Source organism: Candidatus Binataceae bacterium, assembly GCA_035308025.1.
Classification (GTDB): domain Bacteria; phylum Desulfobacterota; class Binatia; order Binatales; family Binataceae; genus JAJPHI01.
In genome coordinates, this window is record DATGHL010000004.1 from 67,733 (window position 1) to 88,705 (window position 20,973).

The window sequence follows — 20,973 nt, forward strand, 5'->3', positions numbered from 1 at the left end:
ATGAAAATTACCGAAGTCTTGACGCCCGAGATGGTCTTGCCGAGTCTCAGCGGGCGCGACAAGCCGCATATTCTCAATGAGCTGGCGGCCTGCTTTGTGGCGAAGCGGCGCGAGGTCGACCTGGCGGAGCTCAACGCCGTGTTGAACGAGCGCGAGCGACTGGGTTCGACCGCGATCGGCGACGGCATCGCGATCCCCCATGGCAAGGTCCGCGGCGTCAAGCAGATCGTCGGTGTCTTTGGGCGCGCTGCGGGCGGAGTAGATTTCGACTCGCTCGACGGCAAACCGACGAATCTGTTTTTTCTGCTCGTCGCGCCGGAGGACTCGGCCAGCCTGCACCTCAAAGCGCTCGCGCGCGTCTCGCGCCTGTTTCGCGACAACGCCTTCCGTGAGCATCTGCTCGGGGCGCGCGACGCTGACGAGATCTACAAGCTGATCGTCGAGGAAGACGCGAGGTACTAGGCGTCGCGTATGACGGATCGGGGGGCTGGGACTGAGAGCGGCGTGAGAGCGCCGGCCTGATGTCGAAGCGCGAGCGCAAGTCCCGGCACAAGTCCGCGGACAAGGCCCGGGCCAAATCCAAGTCCGCCGCTAAAGTGCGGCCGAAACCCAAGCGCGACGGCGATGCCAGCGGAAAGGCGGCGCGGGCGGCAGCGAAATCCGCAAAAAAGATCCGCCTGATCATCGTTACCGGCGTGGCCGGCTCGGGCCGCTCGTCGGCGATGCGCGTGCTCGAAGACCTGGGTTTTTATTGCGTCGACAATCTGCCGGTAGCGCTGGCGCTCAACGTGCTGCGGTTAGCCGCGGCGCACAAGCCGGACACCGATCGGGTGGCGCTAGGGATCGACCCGCGCGAACGGCTGTTTTTCCCGCAATGGCCCGGGACTTTCGACGAACTCGAGCGCCAGGGCTTCGTCCCGGAGATACTGTTTCTCGACGCCGCCGACGAGGTGCTGGCGCGGCGCTATTCCGAGAGCCGCCGGCCGCATCCGCTAGCGGAGAGCGGCCGCAGCATCGGCGACAGCATCGGGCGCGAGCGCCTGGCGCTGGCCGAGATGCGCGATCGCGCCACCCGCGTAATCGATACAACGGCCACGACCGTGCACGAGCTGCGCGAGATCATCACCGCGTCCGTGATGGGCGACCCGCGCGGCGAGCGCATGGCGATAACCCTGATCTCGTTCGGCTACAAGTACGGGAATCCAATGGGACTGGATCTGGTCTTCGACGCGCGCTTCATTCCGAACCCGTTTTTCGTTCCTGAGCTACGGGCGCTCGACGGCGCCGACGTGCGCGTGCATGGCCACGTGATGTCTCATCCGGAGGCGCGCCGCTTCCTCACGGACGTCGGCAAATTGCTCGAATTTCTGATTCCGCTCTATCGGCGCGAGGGTAAGAGCTATCTTTCGATTGGTATCGGCTGCACGGGCGGGCGTCATCGCTCGCCGGTAATCGCGCGCGAGCTGCAGACGCGGCTCGCGCACGGCGGGTTCCAAGTTCAGGTCCGCGATCACGACCTCAGCCGCTAGGCGCCGTCGCCGCTGCGCGGACTATTCTGCGCGGTTTTTGACGCAGTCGCGCGAGACTTTCGGCAGACCAGACTTTGGCGATCGGATAAAAAGCGTTAAACGCCGGAGCGTCGGTCGGCAGCCTGACCCATGGCAGCTTGCTGCGCGTAAAGATGTGGACGTCGGGCGTGACCGCGCGCGGATCGTCCAGGGTGCCGGCGCGGACGAACAGGAAATCACCCGGCGCGCCGGAATAGACGCTCCAGAGATAAACCCCGCAATCTCGGCAAAAGAACACCTCATGAGGTTTGCCCGTGCCGCCCGCCAGCTTGAACGATTTAAGCTTTGCGTCGGCGCCTTCGACGAACTTTCGCTCCATCCAGAGATTGATCACGAACGCGCTGCCGGTAAGACGTTGGCAATCGCGGCAGTGGCAGGCATGAACAATTAGTGGCGCGGCGGTCAGCGTGTAGCGAATCGCTTCACAGGCGCAGCCGCCGGTTAATTGTTTGGTTGATTTGCGTGCTTTCGTCGGACTGCTCATAGGGCTCCGAAAGAGAAGTTGCTCAGCGCCGATGCTCGAATCGACAAAGTTTGCCAAAACTGCTCGGTCTTTTTCAATCAGAATAGTTGAGACGCCTTCTTGATTGCGCGCTCGTCACGGACGGCGGTAGGGCTCGCCGAGGGCGCCGGGCGCGCGCGCCTGTCCGCCGACCACCGCGAGCACCAGCAGGGTTAACAGATACGGCGTGGCGAGAAAGCACTGATAGGGAATAGCAGTGCCCGCGGCCTGCAAGGTGAACTGCATCGCGATCGCGGCACCGAACAGGAGGGAAGCGGCGGCGACCCCCCAGGCGCGCCAGCGGCCGACAATGACCACCGACAGGGCGACGAAACCGCGGCCATTGGAAATCCCCTCGACGAAGGTGTTGGCGTAGGCGAGCGTCAGATAGGCGCCGCCGAGCCCGGCCAGCGCGCCCGCAATCAGGATCATCGTCCAGCGCAGACGGAAAACCCGCAGCCCCAGAGCATCGGCCGCTTCGGGCCGCTCACCGACGGCGCGGATACGGAGTCCATAGCGGGTGCGGCGCAGACCGTAACCGAGGATGGGGACGAGCGCGAAGGCCAGATAACCCAGTGGGTTCTGATCGAACAGCGGCCGGCCGATCAACGGGAGACGAGCGAGCGGTCCGAGCGCGAGCGGCCCCAGCGCGTGGACCGTGACGGCTTGACCGGTCACGCCGAAGATTCGCCGATAGGCCACGCCGGTCAACCCGAGCGCGAAAATATCCAGCGCGGTGCCTGCGACGACCTGATTGACCGCCAGATTGACGACGAGGATCGCAAGGATCGCGTTGAGCGCCACGCCAGCCGCGACCGCACCAAGCATCCCGATGATAATGCTCCCGCTGAACCAGGCGGCGGCGAAGCCGAAGAACGCCCCGCTCAACATCGCGCCCTCGATCCCGACGTTGAGTACTCCGCTGTTCTCGACCAGCAGCTCGCCGAGCGCGGCGAGCAGAATCGGCGTCGTCATCGCGACGGTGGAAGCAAGGAAACTTTCAAACATTGAGAATTTCCCCGCAGGATTCGCCTTCCGGCCCTCGGCTCGCCGATCCCGCGTCGTAGTCTTGGCGGCCCAGCCCGAGACGATCGAAAGCGAGCAACAGGATAATCACCAGCGCCTGAATCACCTGCACCAGCACGGGCGAGACTCCGGCGGTGCGCTGCATCGATTGCGCGCCGTTATCGAGCGCGCCGAAAAAGATTGCCGAGGGGATAATCGCGAGCGGATTGAGCTGCGCGACCAGCGCGACCGCGATCGCTTCGTAACCCCATCCGGGCGACAACGATTCGTATAGCCGATCGGTGACCGCGGCGACGTGGACTGCGCCACCGAGGCCCGCGAGCGCACCGCTCAAGGTCAGCGTCATGATCGTCAGACGCTTCGCGGAAATTCCGAACCAGGCGGCGGCGCGGCGATTGCGGCCCAGCGCACGCAATTCAAAACCCATTGCGGTGTGAAACAAAAAGACGTAACAGGCGACTGCGAGTAAAACCGCGAGCAGCATCCCGAGATTGAGACGGCTTGGCGGGAGGAAATGATGGAGTTCGGCGCTCGCCGCGATTGGGGCGCTCTCGGGAAAAGCACCCGACGCTTCCATCAAGGGTCCGTGGACCGCCCAGCTCAGAAGTTGCGCTGCGGTAAAATTCAGCATGATCGTGCTGATCACTTCGTTGACGTCGCGGCGCGCGCGGAGCCAGCCGGCGAAGGCGCCCCAGAGCGCGCCGCCCAGCGCGCCCGCCAGCAACATCACAAGGATCGCCGCCGGATGCGGCCATCCGCCGAGTCGTGGTCCGCAGGCGCCGGCGGCTAGGGCGCCAACGATCAACTGGCCGTCGGCACCGATATTCCAGAGTGCGCCCTCGAAGGCGATCGCGACGGCGAGCGCGCAGTAGAGCAGTGGAGTCGCTTTGACCAGCGTGTCGACGCAAGCCAGCCTGTTACCGAATGCGCCATCGGCGAGCGCCGCAAGGACCATCGCGGGCGCAGCGCCGAGCGCGATCAGCACCAGCGTCACCAGGAGTCCGGCGAGGATGATCGCGGCGAGCGGAGCCGCGAGCGCGCCAAGTTTCATGCGGCCGCGCCCGACATCAGCAGGCCGAGCTGTTCGGGATTGCGATCACTTGCGCCAACCTCGACCAGGCGGCCGCGGCTGATCACCCAGAGGCGTCCGCACAGCGCCAGCAACTCGTCGAGGTCGCTCGAGAGCAGGAGTACCGCGCCGCCCGCCGCCGCGTACTCGCGCAGCCGCCGATGAACTTCGGCAGTGGCGCGCAAATCGAGTCCGCGCGAGATGTCATGCGCGACGATCACCTGCGAGGCGCAGGCGAGCGCGCGCGCAACCATCAGGCGCTGGCGGTTGCCGCCCGAGAGCGTGGCGGCGGGCGCCGCTGGGCTCGGCGCGCGGATCGCAAAGCGCTCCAGGAGGGCAGCGCAAAAGCGGATCGCGGCTCGCCGGCGCAGAAGTCCCATCGCAAGAGTGAAGCGCCGACGCAACACGCGCGCGAGCAGCAGATTTTCCCACAGCGGCATCTCGAGGATCAGACCGTCGATGTCGCGGTTACGCGGGATCACCGCGACCGCACCCTCGCCCGCTTGGCGCAGCTTTCCCGCGCTGGGCGCGATCACGCCGGCGAGCAGCTCGGTGAGATCGTCCTGACCGTTGCCGTCAACGCCCGCGATGCCGACGATCTCACCCGCCGCGAGTGAGAGAGAGAGAGCGTCGAGGACGCGGCGGCCGTCGCGCTGGCAGACGATATTTTCGAGCGCCAGCACAACCGTGTGCGCTTCGGAGCGCACCGGCGCGATAAGGCTCGGCGTCGTGAGTTCGCCGACCATCAGGCGAGCAAGCTCGGTGGCGCTGGTCTCCGTGGGGGTTCTTTCGGCGACTTTTACGCCGGCGCGAAGCACCGTGAAACGGTCGGAGACAGCGAGCGCCTCGCCGAGCTTGTGGGTCACAATAATCACAGCCCGGCGGTCGGTGCGCAGCCGGCGCAGCATCGCGAGGAAGGCGACAAGTTCAGCCGGGGCAAGGACGCTGGTCGGCTCGTCGAGAATCAGCACGCGTGGACGAAAATTAAGCGCGCGGACGATCTCGAGACGAATCCGCGCGGCGATCGAGAGTTCGGCAATCAATGCACCGGCAGCGGGCAGACCGAAGCCGAGTTCGCGCGCGATCCGGCTCGCGCCCGCGGCGACGTCAATCAGATCGAGTCGCAGGCCCGATCGGCTTGCGCCGCCGAACGCCAGATTCTCCTCCCACGACATGCCCTCGAAGAGCATCGGCGATTGAAACACCGCGGCGACGCCGGCGCGCAACATCGCCGCCGGCGTACGCTCACGGAGCGCGACGCCATCGAGCTCGATCGCGCCGCCATCGGCATCAAGGCGTCCGGCGAGGATATTAACGAGAGTGCTCTTGCCGGCGCCGTTCTCGCCGATCAGGGCGTGAATCTCGCCGCCGTGCGCAATAAAGTCAACCCCGTCGAGAGCGAGCGTGCGCCCGAAACGTTTGCGGATGCCAACGGCGCGAATCAACGTTCGGCGTCGCTGCGCGGCGCGTGATGCTCGCGCACGAAGCGGAGGGCTTCTTCCGGCGTGGTCAGGGCGCCGTCCAGATGGAGGTCCTCGACCTGCCGGAGGATTTGTTTGAAGTCCGGCCCCGGAATCAAACCGAGCGCGATTAGATCGTCACCGCCAATCAGCGGGCGCGGACGAATCTCCTCGACGCTCATGCGCGCGCGGGCGTTCCGACAAAAGTGGTAGAAGCCGAGATTAGAACTCGAGGCGAGGGTGTCGAGGCGCGAGAGTTCGAGCAGCTCGTCGAAGCCGTCTTCGGCAAGCATCCGCTTGAGCGTCGCCGGCCGCATCCGCGGCGCCATGCACATCCGCAGATGATCGCGCACGAGGTAGGCAACTCGCTCCTGCACCGCGCGCGGACGCTTGAGCCGCCGTAGGATTTCGCGCGCGACCTCCGCGCCCTGCTCGGTATGGCCGTAGTAGGTCATCTTGCCGTCTGCGGCGACCGCGAGACATTGAGGCTTCGTGATATCGTGGAGCAGCGCGGCGAAGGAAAGGGTCTCAGCGCAGCCCGCTTCGAGCATCGAGAGCATCAGGCGGGTATGACGGTAAACGTCGCCCTCCGGATGGAAATTCGGCGGTTGCGGGCAGTCAGCGAGCGGGAGCACCTCGGGCAGCACCACCGCCGCGAGACCGCTTTCAACCAGCAGATCAAGGCCGCGCGCCGCGTCGCCCTCGGTCATGATTCTAACCAGCTCGTCGCCGATCCGCTCGGCGGCGATGCGCTCAACGGACGGCGCGTGCTGCCGCATCGCGTCCCAGGTTTCTGTTGCTATCGCGAAGTCCAGGCGCGCAGCGAAGCGCACCGCGCGCAGGATCCGCAAATGGTCCTCCTCGAAGCGTTCGGCAGGATTCCCAATCGCGCGGATCACGCCGCGGCGCAAGTCGCGACGGCCGCCGACCAGATCGATCACGCGATCGGCGGCGGGATCGTAGTACATCCCGCCGATCGTGAAGTCGCGGCGGCGGGCATCTTCCTCGAGCGTGCCGAAGCGCACCGCGGAGGGGCGGCGGCCGTCGTGATACTCGGCGTCGGCGCGAAAGGTGGCGACTTCAAAATGATCGTCGCCGATCACAACCACGATAACGCCGAAGCGCGAGCCCACTGCGACAGTGTTGTCGAACAAACCCTCGACCACCTCGGGACGCGCATCGGTCGCGATGTCGTAATCCTTGGCGGCAACACCGAGTATCCGATCGCGCACACAGCCGCCGGCGAAATAGCCGGCAAAGCCTCCGCGGCGCAGGCGATCGATAATCGAGAGCGCCTGCTTTTCCCTCGCGTGGTCCATCACAGGCAGGAATTTAGCCTTTCGGACCCAAGCGCCGCCATCTCGGACCGGCAAGCGCCTCTTTCAATTTGCGCCTACGCTCGCGAAGCGATGAGCCAATTTCGGGCGGGGGCACAACGATGACGGGTTCCTCGGCTACATACGTGCGACGATAGACTTTTAGCAGGGCGGCAAGCACTGCGATCACTGCCGGGCCGGCAAAAATCCCCAATGGGCCGTAGGCCTCAATGCCGCCGGCGAGACCAAAAAACAGCGCGATCGTCGGCAGCCCGCTGCCATGACCCATCAAGAGAGGTTTGATCACGTTATCGACCACCGCGAGGGTTAGCGCCGCCCACACAGTGAGGATTATGGCCGCGACCCAACCACTCGAATAGAGCAGGTACCCCGCCGCGGGTATCCAAACCAGCGCCGTCCCGCCCACCGGCAGCAGCCCGGCGACCGCGCTGAGGATCGCGAGCAACGCCCAGTAGGGCACGCCCAGCACGAGATAACTCAGTCCCAGCGCGATTCCGTCGAGCAGGGAGGAGAACATCAGCCCGCGCATCACCGAGGAGAGCGTGAGCTGGAGTGTCTCGAAGACTGCGGTCTTGTCCTCGTCGCGCAGCGGTGTAAGGTCGCGCAGAATCTCGTAATAGCTCTCGCCATCACGCAAGAGATAGAAGAAAGTAATCAGCGTCATGGAAAAGTGGAAGAGAAAAACCGCGATCCCGCCGGCCACGGCGACGCTGTTTTTAAGCATGAGCTCGCTGATGGCTTTCGCTCCCTGGGTAGCCCCGGAATCGATTTCGTCTTCAAGACTCAGGCCGCGCCGCACAAGCATGTCATCGAGCCACATGCCGGCCCGTGTCCCGCGAATCCAATGGCTGCCCTGCGATACCCGCTGTACGGGAGTCAGATGCGACAGGTCGGCATAGAGGGATTGGGCCTCGACCACAAGATGAGTCGAAAGCCAGACCGTCGGCAGTATCACTCCCAGGACCAAGACGAGCGTAAGGATCAGTGCGCAGGTAGACCGGCTCTTGATTTTCCGATTGAGCGCGATCATCGCCGGGTGGGCAATGAAAGCCAACAGAATCGCCCAGGTGATCGCGATCAGAAACGGCGAGATAACCAGGTAGAATTCGTAGGTTATGAACGCGAGCAGCGCAAAAAAAGAAAATCCTATGATGCGTTCTCGTTCCATGCGCTATCGCGAAGCTTAGCAGATGGCGGAGCCGTTCGCCGAATCTGGTAGCCGACGCCATGCGCCCAGCACAATCCTGAACATAACGATTGCAAATCGATTCAGTCCGCCTAAGATAACGTCAGCGCCGTTTTGACCGTCGGATTCGGGGCGCAGGCCGACGGTGTTTTGGTTCGATGCCCTGCGCAAGAGGCTTTCAAGTGCGCTGCGCGAATTGCCAGTTCGATAACCTCGAAGGCGCACGCTTCTGCAACCAGTGCGCGACGCCGCTTAATCAGCGCTGCCGGCAGTGCGCGTTCGAGAATTCTGCAAGCGCCAGGTTTTGCTCGCAATGCGCCGCCCTCTCGAGGCTGGCGCGCCCGCGGCGGCCGAGCCTCAAGCACGTGAGGGTGCAGTCGTCGGGGAGCGGCGGCATCTGACGATTCTGTTCTGCGATCTGGTGGGCTCGGTGATGCCGGCGGAGCCTCAACCACGTGAGGGCGCGGTGGTTCCCCCCCTAGCACTATTGCGCTAGAGCGGGAGAATCATAGAGACGCGCGACGGGGGCTATATGCGGCTGTGGATCTTGGCGGCAACATCTTTGCTCGGAATGGCGCTGTTGACGATCGTTCTGGCGCGGGCGCAGGAACCTTCGCCAAGCGGCGCTCCCACCGTCCACGTGCCAATCAAGTGGCCTGCGGCGGCGCCTTCCGGCTGGCCTGCCGAGCTTTGGGAGAAGTACCACAAACGCTGCCAGGAAGTCGCGGATTTGAGCGCGGCGAACGCACCGATGGACTCAAGCGATTATGGTTTTGCCGGCTGGTGCACTAAGCAGGGCGTCTATTATTCGCCCGTAAAACAGTTGCCGCGGGCTGTCATCACGCCGACGCCCGTGGTGACTCCGGGTCCGGATGGCCACATACCGATCAGTCTTCCGGAGAGCCTGCCACCGGAGGTGAACATGCAGCCGGATCAATGGGTTCGCGTACGAGCTGAGTGTCAGAGGATTGCTGATGCGAATTATCAACATGTGCCGTTGTTAAATAAAGATATGCCGCCAGAGGCGGCGAAGAGCGCGGCGTGGAATTCGTGGCGCGACTGCGCTCAGTTGTATGCGCTCATGCAGGAGATCAGAGAGTCTCGGGAGCGGCAGATGTCAGGCTCGCCGATGCCGACCGATACGCCGCCGCCGCCCGACGATCCGCGGCGCATGCCGCCGCCCGTCCTGCCCTCAGAATCAAACGACTCCAGCGGCCCGCAGTCGTTGAATACAAATTCTTCGATAGGCCCCTTTGGCCCAAACTTCGTCGCCGGCGGGGGCGATGCGTGCAACACGGGCCAGCCGCCCGATGTCGCCACCGACGTCTCGAGTACGCAGTTTGTCGAGCTTCTGAACGAGGGCATCTGGGTCTTCAACAAGACGGGGACGGTCCAAGCCGGCTTTCCACAGAGCCTCGCAACGTTCTGGGCAGCGAATTCGCCGCCGGCTCAGAATGAACTGACCGACACTCAGATCGCTTTCGAGCCGCTCTCTCAGCGTTGGCTGGCAACTACGTTGTCGATCCAGAACCCGTCCGCGCCGACTGACGGCGACCTGTACTTCGCAATCTCCAACACCAGCGACGCAACCCAGGGTTGGACTGAGTACGTCTTTAATCACTTCTGCAGCGTGCCCAACCCGGCCTTTCCCTTTCCTGACCAGCCGATCCTCGGTTACAACCAGGACTGGGCAGTTATCGGCGTCTCGTGCTTCAGCGCAGGTGGAACAACCGCCGATACGAATAATGACGAGCTTCTGCTGATTCCTCATTCCGCCCTGGCGACGCACCCGGCGAATCTGCACGCAATTCCAGAACTAGGACCATCCGACAGCAATGGCTGGTTTGGCACGCGGCCCTCGCGCGATGTCAGCGGCACCGCCGGGCAGAATATGCTTCTGGTCGCGTCGGGACCGTTCGGGGTTTCAGGCGCATTCAAGTTTGTCAAGGTTAAGGCGCTCAACTCGAGCGGCAACATAGTCGGAGTCGGACCCGGCAATACGGAGCTCATGAGTCCGACCAACGGGGTGGCCTCCGACTTTTACTTTGCGCAACCTTTTGCAGAACATGACACGTGTACGAGCGGCAGTTGCCGAATCAACTTGTTCGATTCTCGGATTTCGAACGCTCCCGTGTTGCAGACCGGCAACGACAGCAAGCACTACCTGCTGACCTCGTTCCATACGAGCGATGATCTGACTCCGACCGACCAGAACGACGATCTTTCACAGGCGCTTTGGTTCGTGGCCCAGACCGACAGCTTCGCCACGACGCCCTTGTGGAACGAACGCTTTATGTACAATTCCAATACGCAATGGGCGGCCTATCCGACGATAACCATGGACCAAGACCTAGATATTGCGCTGACGAATACCTTCTTCATCCCGGGTACGAATATTTTCGAGAACTGGTACGCAGGGAAATGGTACGCGCAGCCCTCGATCGCGAATCCGGCTTACCCGTTATTGGGCTCGGGAGTACTCAACGATGCCAAGAGCGTGGGTGGCTATACAGGACAGCAAACTTGTTTACCCTCCTTACCCGCTCAGCGCTGGGGCGATTTACATGGCGATGATGTGGGATCCGTCCACTCTCGGCTCTGATAATGAAAATCTCTTTTGGACCGCGCAGGAGTGGGCGAACGGCGGCCCCGACCAGGAGACGGAATTCGTCGGGCTGCAGGATCCGCTGCCGTTCTTCGCGGGTTCCAGCATTCCGATCGGGGTCTCTGACGGCGGAATCGGCGAGAGCGATTGCGGTAATACCCCGCTGACCTGCGGCATGACGTTTTCGGCGCCGGCGGGCGCGCAGTTCGGCGACGTTTTGGTCGCGGTGATGTGGGCCGGAGAATCTGACTCGACCGGCGCCGTCTTCAACTTACCTCCAGGCTGGACCCTGCTGCCGCTGGCCAACCTTTCCAATCAGGGCTACCTGATTTCGAAGGGCGCCGGCTTCTATTTGACCTCTTTCATCGCCGCCTACGTCTACGGCAGCCAGCCGAACGACAGCGGGCAATACACCCTCAGTATAACGCGGCATAACAAATACGCGGAGGTCGCTGGAATTCTTGCGGATTATCGAGGCGCGGACACTAACTTTGCAAGCTACTCGGCCTTGGGCTACGCTGGAACTAAGGAGGGTGATACCACCTCTACTCTTAGTGTGACTCCCAGCGCCGCGGATCAGACTTTGATGACGCTTTTCTCAGATGCGTGCGCCGACAGCGATAATGAAAACACTGAGTCCATTTGGTCGTTCACGGCGCCCTCCGGCGTACCGTCGGAGACGGCGGAGACGCTCCTAAGCTCGTCAAGTCCTGCCGGCGGCGTGCCGTTTCTCATCTCGGATACACCGGTCACGACCAGCGGCACGTATGGCCCCTATTCGACCGTGGGCCGCAAAGGAATTAACTTCGCCTACAACCTGCTGATACCGGAATAGCCGCGATGGAGGCCGCGGTTGAGGCGCCTTCCCGCGCCTAGCTACGAGGGCGAGGCGGGAGGGTCGCGCGGTCGCTGCGCAGATGCTAAGAATAAAGGTCGGAATTTCGTGGTGGAAATCAACGGCGTGGCGCACATCTATCTGACCGTCGATAAATTCGACGAGTGCGCGAAGTTCTATCGCCGCCTGTTGCCGTTTCTCGGAATGACCTTCATCGTACGCGACGAGCCTGGCGATCTTTATTGCATCGGCGGCAGGACCGGCTTCGGCATCGCGCGCAGCGCTCCGGAGCATCGCGGGACAGCGTTCAGTCAGGGACGCCCCGGGCTGCATCACATCTGCTTCCGCGCGCGCTCGCGCGAAGACGTTGACGCTGCGCATGGCCTGGCCCGCGAGCTGGGTGCGAAGATCGTACGCGCCCCGGAAGTCGGGCGCTGGGCGCCTGGCTATTACTCGGTGTTGTTCGAGGACCCCGATGGGGTTCGCCTCGAAGTCAATTTCATCCCGGGCAAGGGTTTGCTGGCCGCTGATTCGGAGTCGGCCGGCAGCCGGCCTTGATTGCCGCGCGAAAGAATATTGTTTAACCTGCCGGTCTGCTTGCATCCTGTCGCCACCCACAGGCACGTAGCTCAGCGGGAGAGCACTTCCCTGACACGGAAGGGGTCGGCGGTTCAATCCCGCCCGTGCCTACCAATATCGTTCGCCGCGCTCACCCGCGAACGTCGTGAATCCATGATCACTGGAAATCCATGAGCGCCGAAATCGCTGTCACCGCTGCGGGTCAGGCGCGCATCGTGTCGCCGGGCACGCCGGTGCGCGAGCTGCTCGATCTCAAGGCCAATCGCGACATCATCGCGGCGCGCGTCGATGGCAAGCTGGTCGATCTGGGCCGCCCGCTCGAGGGTGACGCGGTCGTCGAGCCGATCACTGCGGAGAGTCCCGAAGGCCTCGAAATCATCCGGCACTCGACCGCCCATCTGATGGCGCAAGCGGTGCAGAGCCTTTTCCCCGGCACCCAGGTCACGATCGGTCCGGTGATCGAAGACGGCTTCTTCTACGATTTCGCGCCGCTGCAACCCTTTACGGTCGAGGACCTGCCGAAGATCGAGAATAAGATGCGCGAGCTGGCCAAGGCCGATCTCAAGGTTCAACGGACCGAGGTGGCGCGCGCGGAGGCGATCACGACCTTCGAGCAGATGGGCGAGCATTACAAGGTCGAGATTTTGCGCGGCATCCCCGAGGAGCGCGTCTCGATCTACCGGCAGGGCGACTGGATCGATCTGTGCCGCGGCCCGCACGTGCCCTCGACCCGCTATATCCGCGCCTTCAAGCTGACGGGGGTTGCGGGCGCGTATTGGCGCGGCGACGAGCACAATCCGATGCTCTCGCGGATATACGGGACGGCCTTCGCGAGCAAAGAGGCGCTCGAGGAACACCTCAAGCTGGTCGAGTTGGCGCGGCAGCGCGACCATCGCAAGATCGGGCGCGAGATGGGGCTGTTTCTCTTCGATCCGATCGCGCCCGGCCAGCCGTTCTATCTGCCCAAGGGGATGATCATCTTTAATGGCCTGGTCGATTACGTGCGGCGTCTCTATCGCCGCTACGGTTTCGAGGAAGTGATCACGCCGCAAATTTTCCGCAATGAGCTATGGCACAAGTCCGGGCATTGGGACAATTTTCGCGAGAACATGTTTCTCGCGCCAGACCCGGAAAGCGACAGCCCAACGATCGACACCGGTCCCGAGGGCTGGCGCCAAGGTTACGGGGTCAAGCCGATGAACTGCCCCGGCCATACGTTTGTGTATCGCGCCGAAAAGCGCTCCTACCGCGATATGCCGCTACGCATCGCCGAGTTTTCGCGGCTCCATCGCGCCGAGCGCTCGGGCGTGCTGCATGGGTTGACGCGCGTGCGCGTGATGTCCCAGGACGACGCGCACATCTTCTGCACTGAGGCGCAGATCGAAGACGAAGTCGCGATGAACCTCGCCATGGTTCGCGAGATCTATACGACGCTGGGCTTCGAGCGCAGCGAGTTCAAACTCGCGACGATGCCGGATTTGCATCTGGGCAGCGAAGAGCAATGGCGCATGAGCGAGGAGAAGCTCGCCAACGCGCTGCGCCGCAATCAGGTGGAATTCACGATCAATCCAAAGGAAGGGGCTTTCTACGGCCCCAAGATCGAAATCTACGTCCCCGACGCGCTCAAACGAAAATGGCAGGTCGCGACGATTCAGCTCGACTACAACCTGCCGGAGCGGTTCGCTTTGACCTACACGTCGAACACGAGCACCGAGGAGCGCCCGGTAATGATTCATCGGGCAATTCTGGGCTCGCTCGAAAGATTCATCGGCGTGCTGCTGGAGCATACGGGTGGCGTGCTGCCCTTCTGGCTCGCGCCGGAACAGGTGCGCGTGCTCTCACTCAGCGAGAAGGTCGCGAGCTACGCCGCTGAGCTGGCGCATCGCCTCAAGGCCAGGGGTTTCCGCGCGAGCGCCGACCTGCGCAACGAAAAGCTCGGATTCAAGGTTCGCGAAGCCGAACTGGCCAAGGTTCCTTATATGGCGATCGTGGGCGAGCGCGAGGCCGCCGATCGCCGTGTCTCAGTGCGCAAGCTGCGCGGGGCGAAGGACCTGACCTTCGCGGCTGACGAATTTGTCGCGGTTCTGGATGGCGAACCGCTTCCAGCATAAGGTTTTGAGTTGAATTGCATTAGGCGCGCAACGCCAAACTTAAATCCGGTCGCAGGATCGGAGGAGGTGATTTATTCGTAGAGATTTTCGTACACCGCCGTCGCGGGAACCGGCGATCCGCCACAACAATCTGATTCGCTCGCCCGAGGTGCGGGTCATCGATGCGGACGGCAAACAGGCGGGCATCATGAGTGTTCGCGACGCCATGCGTCTCGCCGAAACTCAGGGACTCGACCTGGTCGAAGTCGCGTCGACGACGCAGCCGCCCGTATGCCGCATCACCGATTTCGACAAATACCGCTACGCGCTTAAGAAAAAAGCCCACGATTCCAAGAAGGGCTCTTCCGCCAGCACCATCAAGGAAGTAAAGATGGGTGCGCTGACCGACAAGCACGACGTCGAGTTCAAAGTTAAGCACATCAAACGCTTTGTCGGCGAAGGTCAGCGTGTTAAGCTCTCGGTTTCATTTCGGGGCAGGCAGATGGCTCATCCCGAACTCGGCCGGGCATTGATCGATGGAATTGTCGAACAGGTGCGCGAAGTGGCGCAGCCGGACGGGTCGGTGCGGATGGAAGGACGTAACATGTCGGTGCTGCTGACGCCGCGGTAGAAGAAGAGAAGCAGGTTATGCCGAAGATCAAAACCTCACGCTGCGCCGCCAAGCGCCTCAAGTTCAGCAAGAACGGCAAAGCCAAATTCAAGCACACGAATCTGCGGCATTTGCTTTCGAGCAAGAGCCGCAGCCGCAAGCGCCATCTGCGCGCGCCGGGCGTGATGAACAAGACCGACAGCGCGACGATGCGCCGGCTGCTGCCGTATTTGTAAAACACAGTAAGGAAGGATAGAAATGCCTCGCGCCAAAGGCGGACCGAAGACCCGTCGCCGTCATAAACGACAGCTGAAGCTGGCCTCGGGTTTCGTCGGGGGACGCAAGCTTTATCGGCAGGCCCGCAACACTTTCGAGAAGGGGCTGACCTACGCCTATCGCGACCGCAAACAGAAAAAGCGCAATTTCCGCTCGCTCTGGATCGCGCGGATCAATGCGCTCGTGCGCGAGCAGGGCCTGAGCTACAGCCTCTTTATCCATGGTCTCAAGCAGGCGGGCATCGAACTCGATCGCAAGCAGTTGGCGGTGCTGGCGCTGAATCGCGATCAATTGTTTAGTGACCTGGTGCGCGCCGCCAAAGAGGCGCTGGGCGCGCAAGCCGCCTAACCGGCCACCAGAGAGTTTGCCGGCGCGTTATCAGTGGCGCCGCACGTCTCCAGACCATGTGGCATCGCCACATGGTCTGCTGTTTTGAGCTGGGTATGGAGTGCCGGGGACTGATCCCCTGAGACCGCAGGATCGAACGACTGAAACCGTTAAATAATAAAAAAATGAAAGAGCAACTCGAGGAAATTCGCGCGCGGGCGCTGAGTGAACTAGCCGACGGCGCCGGAGAGGCCGCGATCGAGGCGGTCCGAGTGCGTGTGCTCGGACGGGCCGGCGAGTTGACCGAGATCATGCGGCGGATGCGCGAAGTTCCGAACGACCAGAAGCCAATCGTCGGCCGCCTGATCAACGAAATCAAGAGCGAACTCGAGGCGCGAATTGCGACGCTGGTCGAGGAGCAGCGGCGCGCCGAGATGACCGCGGCGCTCACGGCCGCGAGTCTCGACGTGACGCTGCCCGGGATGCGAATTCCGCGCGGCTGGCTCCATCCGGTGACCCAGGTGCGCGAGCGGATGCTCGACATTTTCGTCGCGATGGGCTTCGAGGTGATCGAGACCCGCGACGTCGAGGATGACTTCCACAATTTCGGCGCACTGAATTTTCCGCCCGACCATCCGGCGCGCGAGATGCAGGACACTTTTTTTCTGCCTGGCGGATTGTTGCTGCGCACGCACACCTCAAACGGCCAGATTCGCGTGATGGAGCAGCGGCGCCCTCCCCTTGCGATCGTCTGTCCCGGCAACTGCTACCGCCGCGACGAACTCAGCGTGCGGGCCGCGCCGATGTTCAGCCAGGTCGAGGGCTTCATGGTCGATCGCGCGGGCATCATCACGATGGCTCATCTGAAGGGGGTACTCAGCGCATTCCTGCGCGCCTTGTTCGGCGCGGAGACGCAAGTGCGTTTCCGCTCAAGCTTTTTTCCCTTCACCGAGCCCAGCGCCGAGGTCGATATCTCCTGCCTGCTGTGCCAGGGCAAAGGCTGCCGGGTCTGCAAGCATAGCGGATGGCTGGAAGTTCTCGGCTCGGGAATGATCCATCCGAACGTGTTGCGCGCGGTCGGCTACGACCCGGCGGAGTACCAGGGTTTTGCGTTCGGTATGGGCGTTGAGCGCATCTCGCTACTCAAGCTCGGCGTCGATGATCTGCGGCTGTTTTACGAAAATGATCTGCGCTTTCTGAGCCAGTTCCGGGCGGGTGACCTATCGTCATGAAACTCCCCCTCAGTTGGCTCGCTGAATTCGTTACGGTCGAAGCACCGCTCGAGCAGCTATGCGCGCGACTCACCGGCGCCGGACTCGAAGTCGAAAGCATCGATCACATTGCGCAGACTTTTACCGACGTCTTTGTCGCGAAGGTGCTCGCGGTCGAGCGCCATCCCAATGCCGACCGGCTCAATCTGTGTGACGTCGATGCGGGCGCAGCCGGACGCTTCCGCGTGGTCTGCGGCGCACCCAACGCCCGCGCGGGCATGACCGCCGCGCTCGCCAAAGTCGGATCGCGGCTCGCCGCCGGAGCGCATGGCGCGGGTTCGGGCAGTCTCGAGAATGCGACGCCGTTGCAAGCCGCGGTCATCCGCGGGGTGCCCTCGGAAGGGATGCTCTGCTCGGAGATGGAACTCGGGATGTCGAAGGATCACGAGGGCATCCTTGAGTTACCGTCCGACGCGAAGGCGGGCGAGCCGCTGGCGAGCTACCTGCACCTTCCCGACGTCGTCCTCGATATTGCCATCACGCCGAATCGTGGCGATTGCCTGTCGATCCGCGGGCTGGCGCGCGAGGTGGCCGCGCTGTTCGAGCTCAAGCTCAAAGTCCCGCGCTATCGCAGCGCCAAAGTAGCAGTTGCCGGCGACGCGACGCTTACGGTTGACCTGCGCGCGCCTGAACTCTGTCCGCGCTATGCCGCGATCGCGCTCGACGGCATCAAGATCGGCCCCTCGCCAATCTGGCTCAGACGGCGTCTCGAGCTGTGCGGGATGCGCGCCTTGAACAACGTCGTCGACGTCACCAACTACGTGATGCTCGAACTCGGGCAGCCGTTGCACGCCTTCGACGCCGCGCGCGTCGCCAACCGCGCGATCATCGTGCGGCGCACCGCCGACGATCGCGAATTCATCACGCTCGACGATGGCAGTCGCGCGCTCGAGCCCGGCGATCTGCTGATCGCGGACGGCGAAAAGCCGCTCGCGATCGCCGGCGTGATGGGCGGGCAAAACTCCGAGGTCGAGGCCGCCACCACCGCGATCATTCTCGAGAGCGCCTACTTCGAGCCGTCGGCGATCGCCCGCACCGCCCGCCGTCTCGGCCTGCGGAGCGAGGCCAGCTACCGCTTTGAGCGGGGCGTCGATCGCGACGGCCAGATCCGCGCAGCGTGTCGCGCCGCCGATCTGATCCGCGAGGTCGCTGGCGGCCGCGAACTCTCTCCGCCGATCGACGTCCAGCCCCATCCGGCGCCGCCTCGCGAGATCAACTTCAATCTGGCCGCGCTCACCTCACTGCTCGGCGTCGCGATTCCGCCGGCTGTCGTAAAGCATCGGCTCCGCGCCGTCGGCGCTACGGTCTCATCGGCGGGCCGCGACCGTTGGAAAGTAACCGCGCCGACTTTTCGTCCCGACCTCAACGAGCCTGCGGACCTCGCCGAGGAGGTCGCGCGACTGAGCGGCCTTGCGGAAATCCCGGCTATTCTGCCGGCGCGGACCGCGGCGGTCGCGATACCCGATGCGTCGCGGACGCTGCGCCGAAAGATCCGCGATGTGTTGATCGGATGCGGCCTGGTCGAGGCCAAGACCATCGCGTTTGTCGCACCGTCGGACAATGAGCGCTTTCCCGGCTTTCACATGGCCGAAGCAGTGCGGGTGACCAATCCGCTCTCCGCGGAGCTTTCCGAGATGCGCACCAGCCTTATTCCCGGCCTGCTCGGCGCGCTGCGCTTCAATCTGAACCGTGAGGCAACGGCATTTCATGTCTTCGAGCTGGGCAAAGTTTTTGGCTCGCGGGAAGGCGTCGCGGAGGAGTTCGAGCGGATCGCTGCCGTCAGTTACGGTGACTTCGCGATGGGCGCGATTGGCCGTCCCGCCGTCGCCGCCAACTTCGGAAGCCTCAAGGGTCTCCTCGAGACGACACTCGCCACGCTGTCAGCCGCCGGCGGAATTGATTTCGAGCATATCCCGCAAGGGTTTGCGCCGTACTTACATCCCGGACAATCAGCGATGATCAAGCTTGCGGGCAAGCTCTGCGGGGTGGTGGGCGAGCTTCATCCGGCTGAGTCGCTGAAACTTGATCTGCAGCTTCCGTGCGTACTTTTTGAAGTTGACTTGGCGCAACTCCTCGCTTACGGTTCATCATCGCGCAAGAAAGTGACGGCGCCCTCCCGATATCCGGCTGTGCGACGCGACGTGGCGCTGGTGGTCGATCGCGATCTTCCTGCGGGTAATGTGACAGCAGTGATAGCGGGTCTCCATCCGGCGCTGCTCGAAAGCGCCGAGCTGTTCGACGTTTACGAGGGCGGCACATTGCCGGCCGGAAAAAAGAGCGTCGCCGTGGCATGCAAATATCGCGGGAAGGACGGCACGTTGACCGATGATGAAGTGAACCGTGCGCATGCGGCGCTGGTCGAACAGTTGGCTGCGCAGTTGGGGGCCGGATTGCGCCAATAGCACCGACGCGCAGTTTGGGGCGTCGAGTGAACACCATGACGAAAGCCGATCTGATAGAGTCGGTTTATGAGCGGGTGGGCTCAACGAAAAAGGAGACAGGAGAAGCGGTGGAAGAGGTCTTCGCGATAGTGCGTGAGACCCTGAGCCGCGGTCAAAAGGTCAAAATCTCCGGCTTCGGAACTTTTGCGGTTAATCATAAAAAGGCCCGTCGCGGCCGCAATCCGCAAACCGGCTACGCCATAATGATCGCCTCGCGCAAGGTGTTATCGTTCAAACCCAGCGCGACGCTCAGGGCACGGGTCGTTGGCGGTAATCGAGCAAAATGATGGCGACCGCACGTCCCAAGATCACCCGTCCAAAGGCCGCCAATATTCGGCCGCGACGTCCGGCGCCAGCCGCCGGCAAGCCGGTCGCAAGTAAGTCCGAAGTCAATCCGCGGCCGCTCAAAATCGGCGCAGCAGCACGCGCGCTCGAGGTTGAGCCCTACGTCCTGCGCTTTTGGGAAACCCAATTCCCGTTTCTGCGTCCACGCCACACGAACTCGTCACATCGGATGTACGAGCCGGACGATCTGCAGATGCTGCGGCTGGTCAAGCGCCTGCTGCACGTCGATGGCTACACCATCGCGGGCGCAAAAAAATACATCCGCGAAACCGGGCTCGAGCGCTTATGCGCTGACGCCGGATCGGTGAAGTCGGCGAAATCGGAAAGGGTGCCTCCGGACCAGCCGAAGGCTGCCCGTCGGCCAAGTCCGACTGCTCAGAGCGTGATCGCTGAGATTCGCGCTGATCTGAAAGCGCTCCGCAAACTACTCGACGACTGAATCTTCCGGCGAACTGCTGTGTCGCTCAGGCCTCGAAGAAGCGCCGCGGATTCTCCACCATCATCGTGTTGATCTTCTGATCGGGGACGCCCGCCGCCTTCAGTTTTGGCAGGATGTTCTTGAAGATGTGCGTCGGCTTCCAGTTCTTGATCGATTCCATCACTTCCGGCGGCAGGCCAAGCCCGCGTCCCATGATGCAGGCGACGGAGTCGTGCGACAGCACGATCTGCTTTTCGAAGCCGATACCGAGCAGCCCGATGAGCGACGCGAGCCGCAGACGATCGGGATGCAGGAAGTCCAGCCCGAAGCGATCGAAGCCCAGATAGCAGCCACGATCGAGCATGTCCGTATGGTAGCCCAGGTTCGCCGAGCCGCAGCTATGGCCGACGATGACCTTGCTCAGATCGACCCCTTCCGACGCGAAAATGTCGAGTTGCTCACGCCCCATAGTGCCATCGTCGGTATGCGTGGTGATCGGCGCGCCGGTGCGCTTCGACGCGCGTGCAGCCGCACGCAGGCACTTGTCCTCGTACTCCGTTATGTGGTCCTTGCCGGTCGCGCATTTGATCAACGCGGCCTTGATTCCCGCCTCACCGATTCCCTCGGTAAGCTCGGCCGTATAGATGTCGGCGATCTCGTCGGCGGAGCGCTGTTTCATGTAGACCGTGTTGCCGAGATCCTCTTTGTAGAGGCCGGTCGTACAGATGATATTCACGCCGCTTGCGTCGGCGCATTCGGCCATGAAGATGACGTCGCGGCCGATGTCGTTGGGGCAGGGATCGAGGAAGGTATTCAGCCCGAGGTCTTTGAGTTCTTTAAGCCGATCAATCGCGCCGCGCAGGGCGGCCTTGCGATCAAAGCGCGGGGCCTTGCAGTCGAGCTCCCACCCGGCCCATCCGACCAGCAGATGCTCGTGCATCAGAGTCGTTCCCAGCTTGTCGGTACTAACGGTCCCCGTGACGGTATTGATGGTCTTCATACGGCTCTGCTCCTGCGCGCCTTAAGGC

The 20,973-nt window shown here is 62.8% G+C and carries 20 protein-coding genes and 1 tRNA gene; 14 read left to right on the forward strand and 7 right to left on the reverse strand.

What is annotated here, in order from left to right; all coding sequences use genetic code 11:
• Positions 1-462 (forward strand): PTS sugar transporter subunit IIA, encoded by a 462-nt coding sequence (locus tag VKS22_00820; GenBank protein ID HLW69141.1) that lies wholly within the window; start codon positions 1-3, stop codon positions 460-462.
• A gap of 59 nt (positions 463-521) precedes the next feature.
• Entirely contained in the window at positions 522-1,529 is a 1,008-nt protein-coding gene (gene rapZ, locus VKS22_00825; GenBank protein ID HLW69142.1) for an RNase adapter RapZ, read from the forward strand.
• On the opposite strand, the gene VKS22_00830 is transcribed toward rapZ, so the two are convergent.
• The 6 genes from VKS22_00830 to VKS22_00855 all read right to left on the reverse strand — a co-directional run bounded on the left by VKS22_00830 (position 1,519) and on the right by VKS22_00855 (position 8,130).
• Positions 1,519-2,052: a GFA family protein gene (locus VKS22_00830; protein ID HLW69143.1), complete on the reverse strand. Its 534-nt coding sequence runs from the start codon at positions 2,050-2,052 to the stop codon at positions 1,519-1,521. The genes rapZ and VKS22_00830 overlap by 11 nt on opposite strands.
• Positions 2,053-2,166: 114 nt before the next feature.
• Positions 2,167-3,078, reverse strand: coding sequence for an ABC transporter permease (locus VKS22_00835; protein HLW69144.1), 912 nt, complete (start codon positions 3,076-3,078; stop codon positions 2,167-2,169).
• Positions 3,071-4,147, reverse strand: a complete 1,077-nt coding sequence (locus VKS22_00840) for an ABC transporter permease (GenBank protein HLW69145.1) — start codon at positions 4,145-4,147, stop codon at positions 3,071-3,073. The genes VKS22_00835 and VKS22_00840 overlap by 8 nt, the downstream gene beginning before the upstream one ends.
• Positions 4,144-5,610, reverse strand: coding sequence for an ATP-binding cassette domain-containing protein (locus VKS22_00845; protein ID HLW69146.1), 1,467 nt, complete (start codon positions 5,608-5,610; stop codon positions 4,144-4,146). The genes VKS22_00840 and VKS22_00845 overlap by 4 nt, the downstream gene beginning before the upstream one ends.
• Entirely contained in the window at positions 5,607-6,944 is a 1,338-nt protein-coding gene (locus VKS22_00850; GenBank protein ID HLW69147.1) for a CCA tRNA nucleotidyltransferase, read from the reverse strand. Before VKS22_00850 ends, VKS22_00845 begins: the two co-directional genes overlap by 4 nt.
• A 13-nt stretch (positions 6,945-6,957) precedes the next feature.
• The gene (locus tag VKS22_00855) at positions 6,958-8,130 is read right to left on the reverse strand and encodes an AI-2E family transporter (GenBank protein HLW69148.1); all 1,173 of its coding nucleotides are present in this window, start codon (positions 8,128-8,130) and stop codon (positions 6,958-6,960) included.
• A 550-nt stretch (positions 8,131-8,680) separates the two neighbouring features.
• Between VKS22_00855 and VKS22_00860 the strand changes: the two genes are divergently transcribed.
• From VKS22_00860 to VKS22_00915, 12 genes are all read left to right on the forward strand, one after another.
• Entirely contained in the window at positions 8,681-10,750 is a 2,070-nt protein-coding gene (locus tag VKS22_00860) for a hypothetical protein (protein ID HLW69149.1), read from the forward strand.
• Positions 10,713-11,588, forward strand: a complete 876-nt coding sequence (locus VKS22_00865) for a hypothetical protein (protein HLW69150.1) — start codon at positions 10,713-10,715, stop codon at positions 11,586-11,588. Before VKS22_00860 ends, VKS22_00865 begins: the two co-directional genes overlap by 38 nt.
• Positions 11,589-11,699: 111 nt before the next feature.
• Positions 11,700-12,146, forward strand: coding sequence for a VOC family protein (locus tag VKS22_00870; GenBank protein HLW69151.1), 447 nt, complete (start codon positions 11,700-11,702; stop codon positions 12,144-12,146).
• Between the two features lie 60 nt (positions 12,147-12,206).
• Positions 12,207-12,281, forward strand: a tRNA-Val gene (locus VKS22_00875).
• A gap of 56 nt (positions 12,282-12,337) precedes the next feature.
• Entirely contained in the window at positions 12,338-14,278 is a 1,941-nt protein-coding gene (gene thrS, locus VKS22_00880; GenBank protein HLW69152.1) for a threonine--tRNA ligase, read from the forward strand.
• 115 nt (positions 14,279-14,393) lie between these two features.
• Entirely contained in the window at positions 14,394-14,888 is a 495-nt protein-coding gene (infC, locus tag VKS22_00885) for a translation initiation factor IF-3 (GenBank protein ID HLW69153.1), read from the forward strand.
• 17 nt (positions 14,889-14,905) lie between these two features.
• Positions 14,906-15,103, forward strand: a complete 198-nt coding sequence (gene rpmI, locus VKS22_00890) for a 50S ribosomal protein L35 (protein ID HLW69154.1) — start codon at positions 14,906-14,908, stop codon at positions 15,101-15,103.
• Positions 15,104-15,125: 22 nt separating this feature from the next.
• Positions 15,126-15,491, forward strand: a complete 366-nt coding sequence (gene rplT / locus VKS22_00895; GenBank protein HLW69155.1) for a 50S ribosomal protein L20 — start codon at positions 15,126-15,128, stop codon at positions 15,489-15,491.
• 164 nt (positions 15,492-15,655) lie between these two features.
• Positions 15,656-16,702: a phenylalanine--tRNA ligase subunit alpha gene (locus VKS22_00900; GenBank protein ID HLW69156.1), complete on the forward strand. Its 1,047-nt coding sequence runs from the start codon at positions 15,656-15,658 to the stop codon at positions 16,700-16,702.
• Positions 16,699-19,143: a phenylalanine--tRNA ligase subunit beta gene (pheT, locus tag VKS22_00905; GenBank protein HLW69157.1), complete on the forward strand. Its 2,445-nt coding sequence runs from the start codon at positions 16,699-16,701 to the stop codon at positions 19,141-19,143. Before VKS22_00900 ends, pheT begins: the two co-directional genes overlap by 4 nt.
• A 35-nt stretch (positions 19,144-19,178) precedes the next feature.
• Positions 19,179-19,469 (forward strand): integration host factor subunit alpha, encoded by a 291-nt coding sequence (locus VKS22_00910; protein ID HLW69158.1) that lies wholly within the window; start codon positions 19,179-19,181, stop codon positions 19,467-19,469.
• Positions 19,469-19,966, forward strand: a complete 498-nt coding sequence (locus VKS22_00915; GenBank protein ID HLW69159.1) for a MerR family transcriptional regulator — start codon at positions 19,469-19,471, stop codon at positions 19,964-19,966. The genes VKS22_00910 and VKS22_00915 overlap by 1 nt, the downstream gene beginning before the upstream one ends.
• A 25-nt stretch (positions 19,967-19,991) precedes the next feature.
• Here VKS22_00915 and VKS22_00920 read toward each other — a convergent pair whose 3' ends face one another.
• A complete protein-coding gene (locus tag VKS22_00920) occupies positions 19,992-20,945 on the reverse strand; it encodes a hypothetical protein (GenBank protein ID HLW69160.1) in 954 nt (317 codons plus the stop codon).
• Positions 20,946-20,973 lie beyond the last annotated feature (28 nt).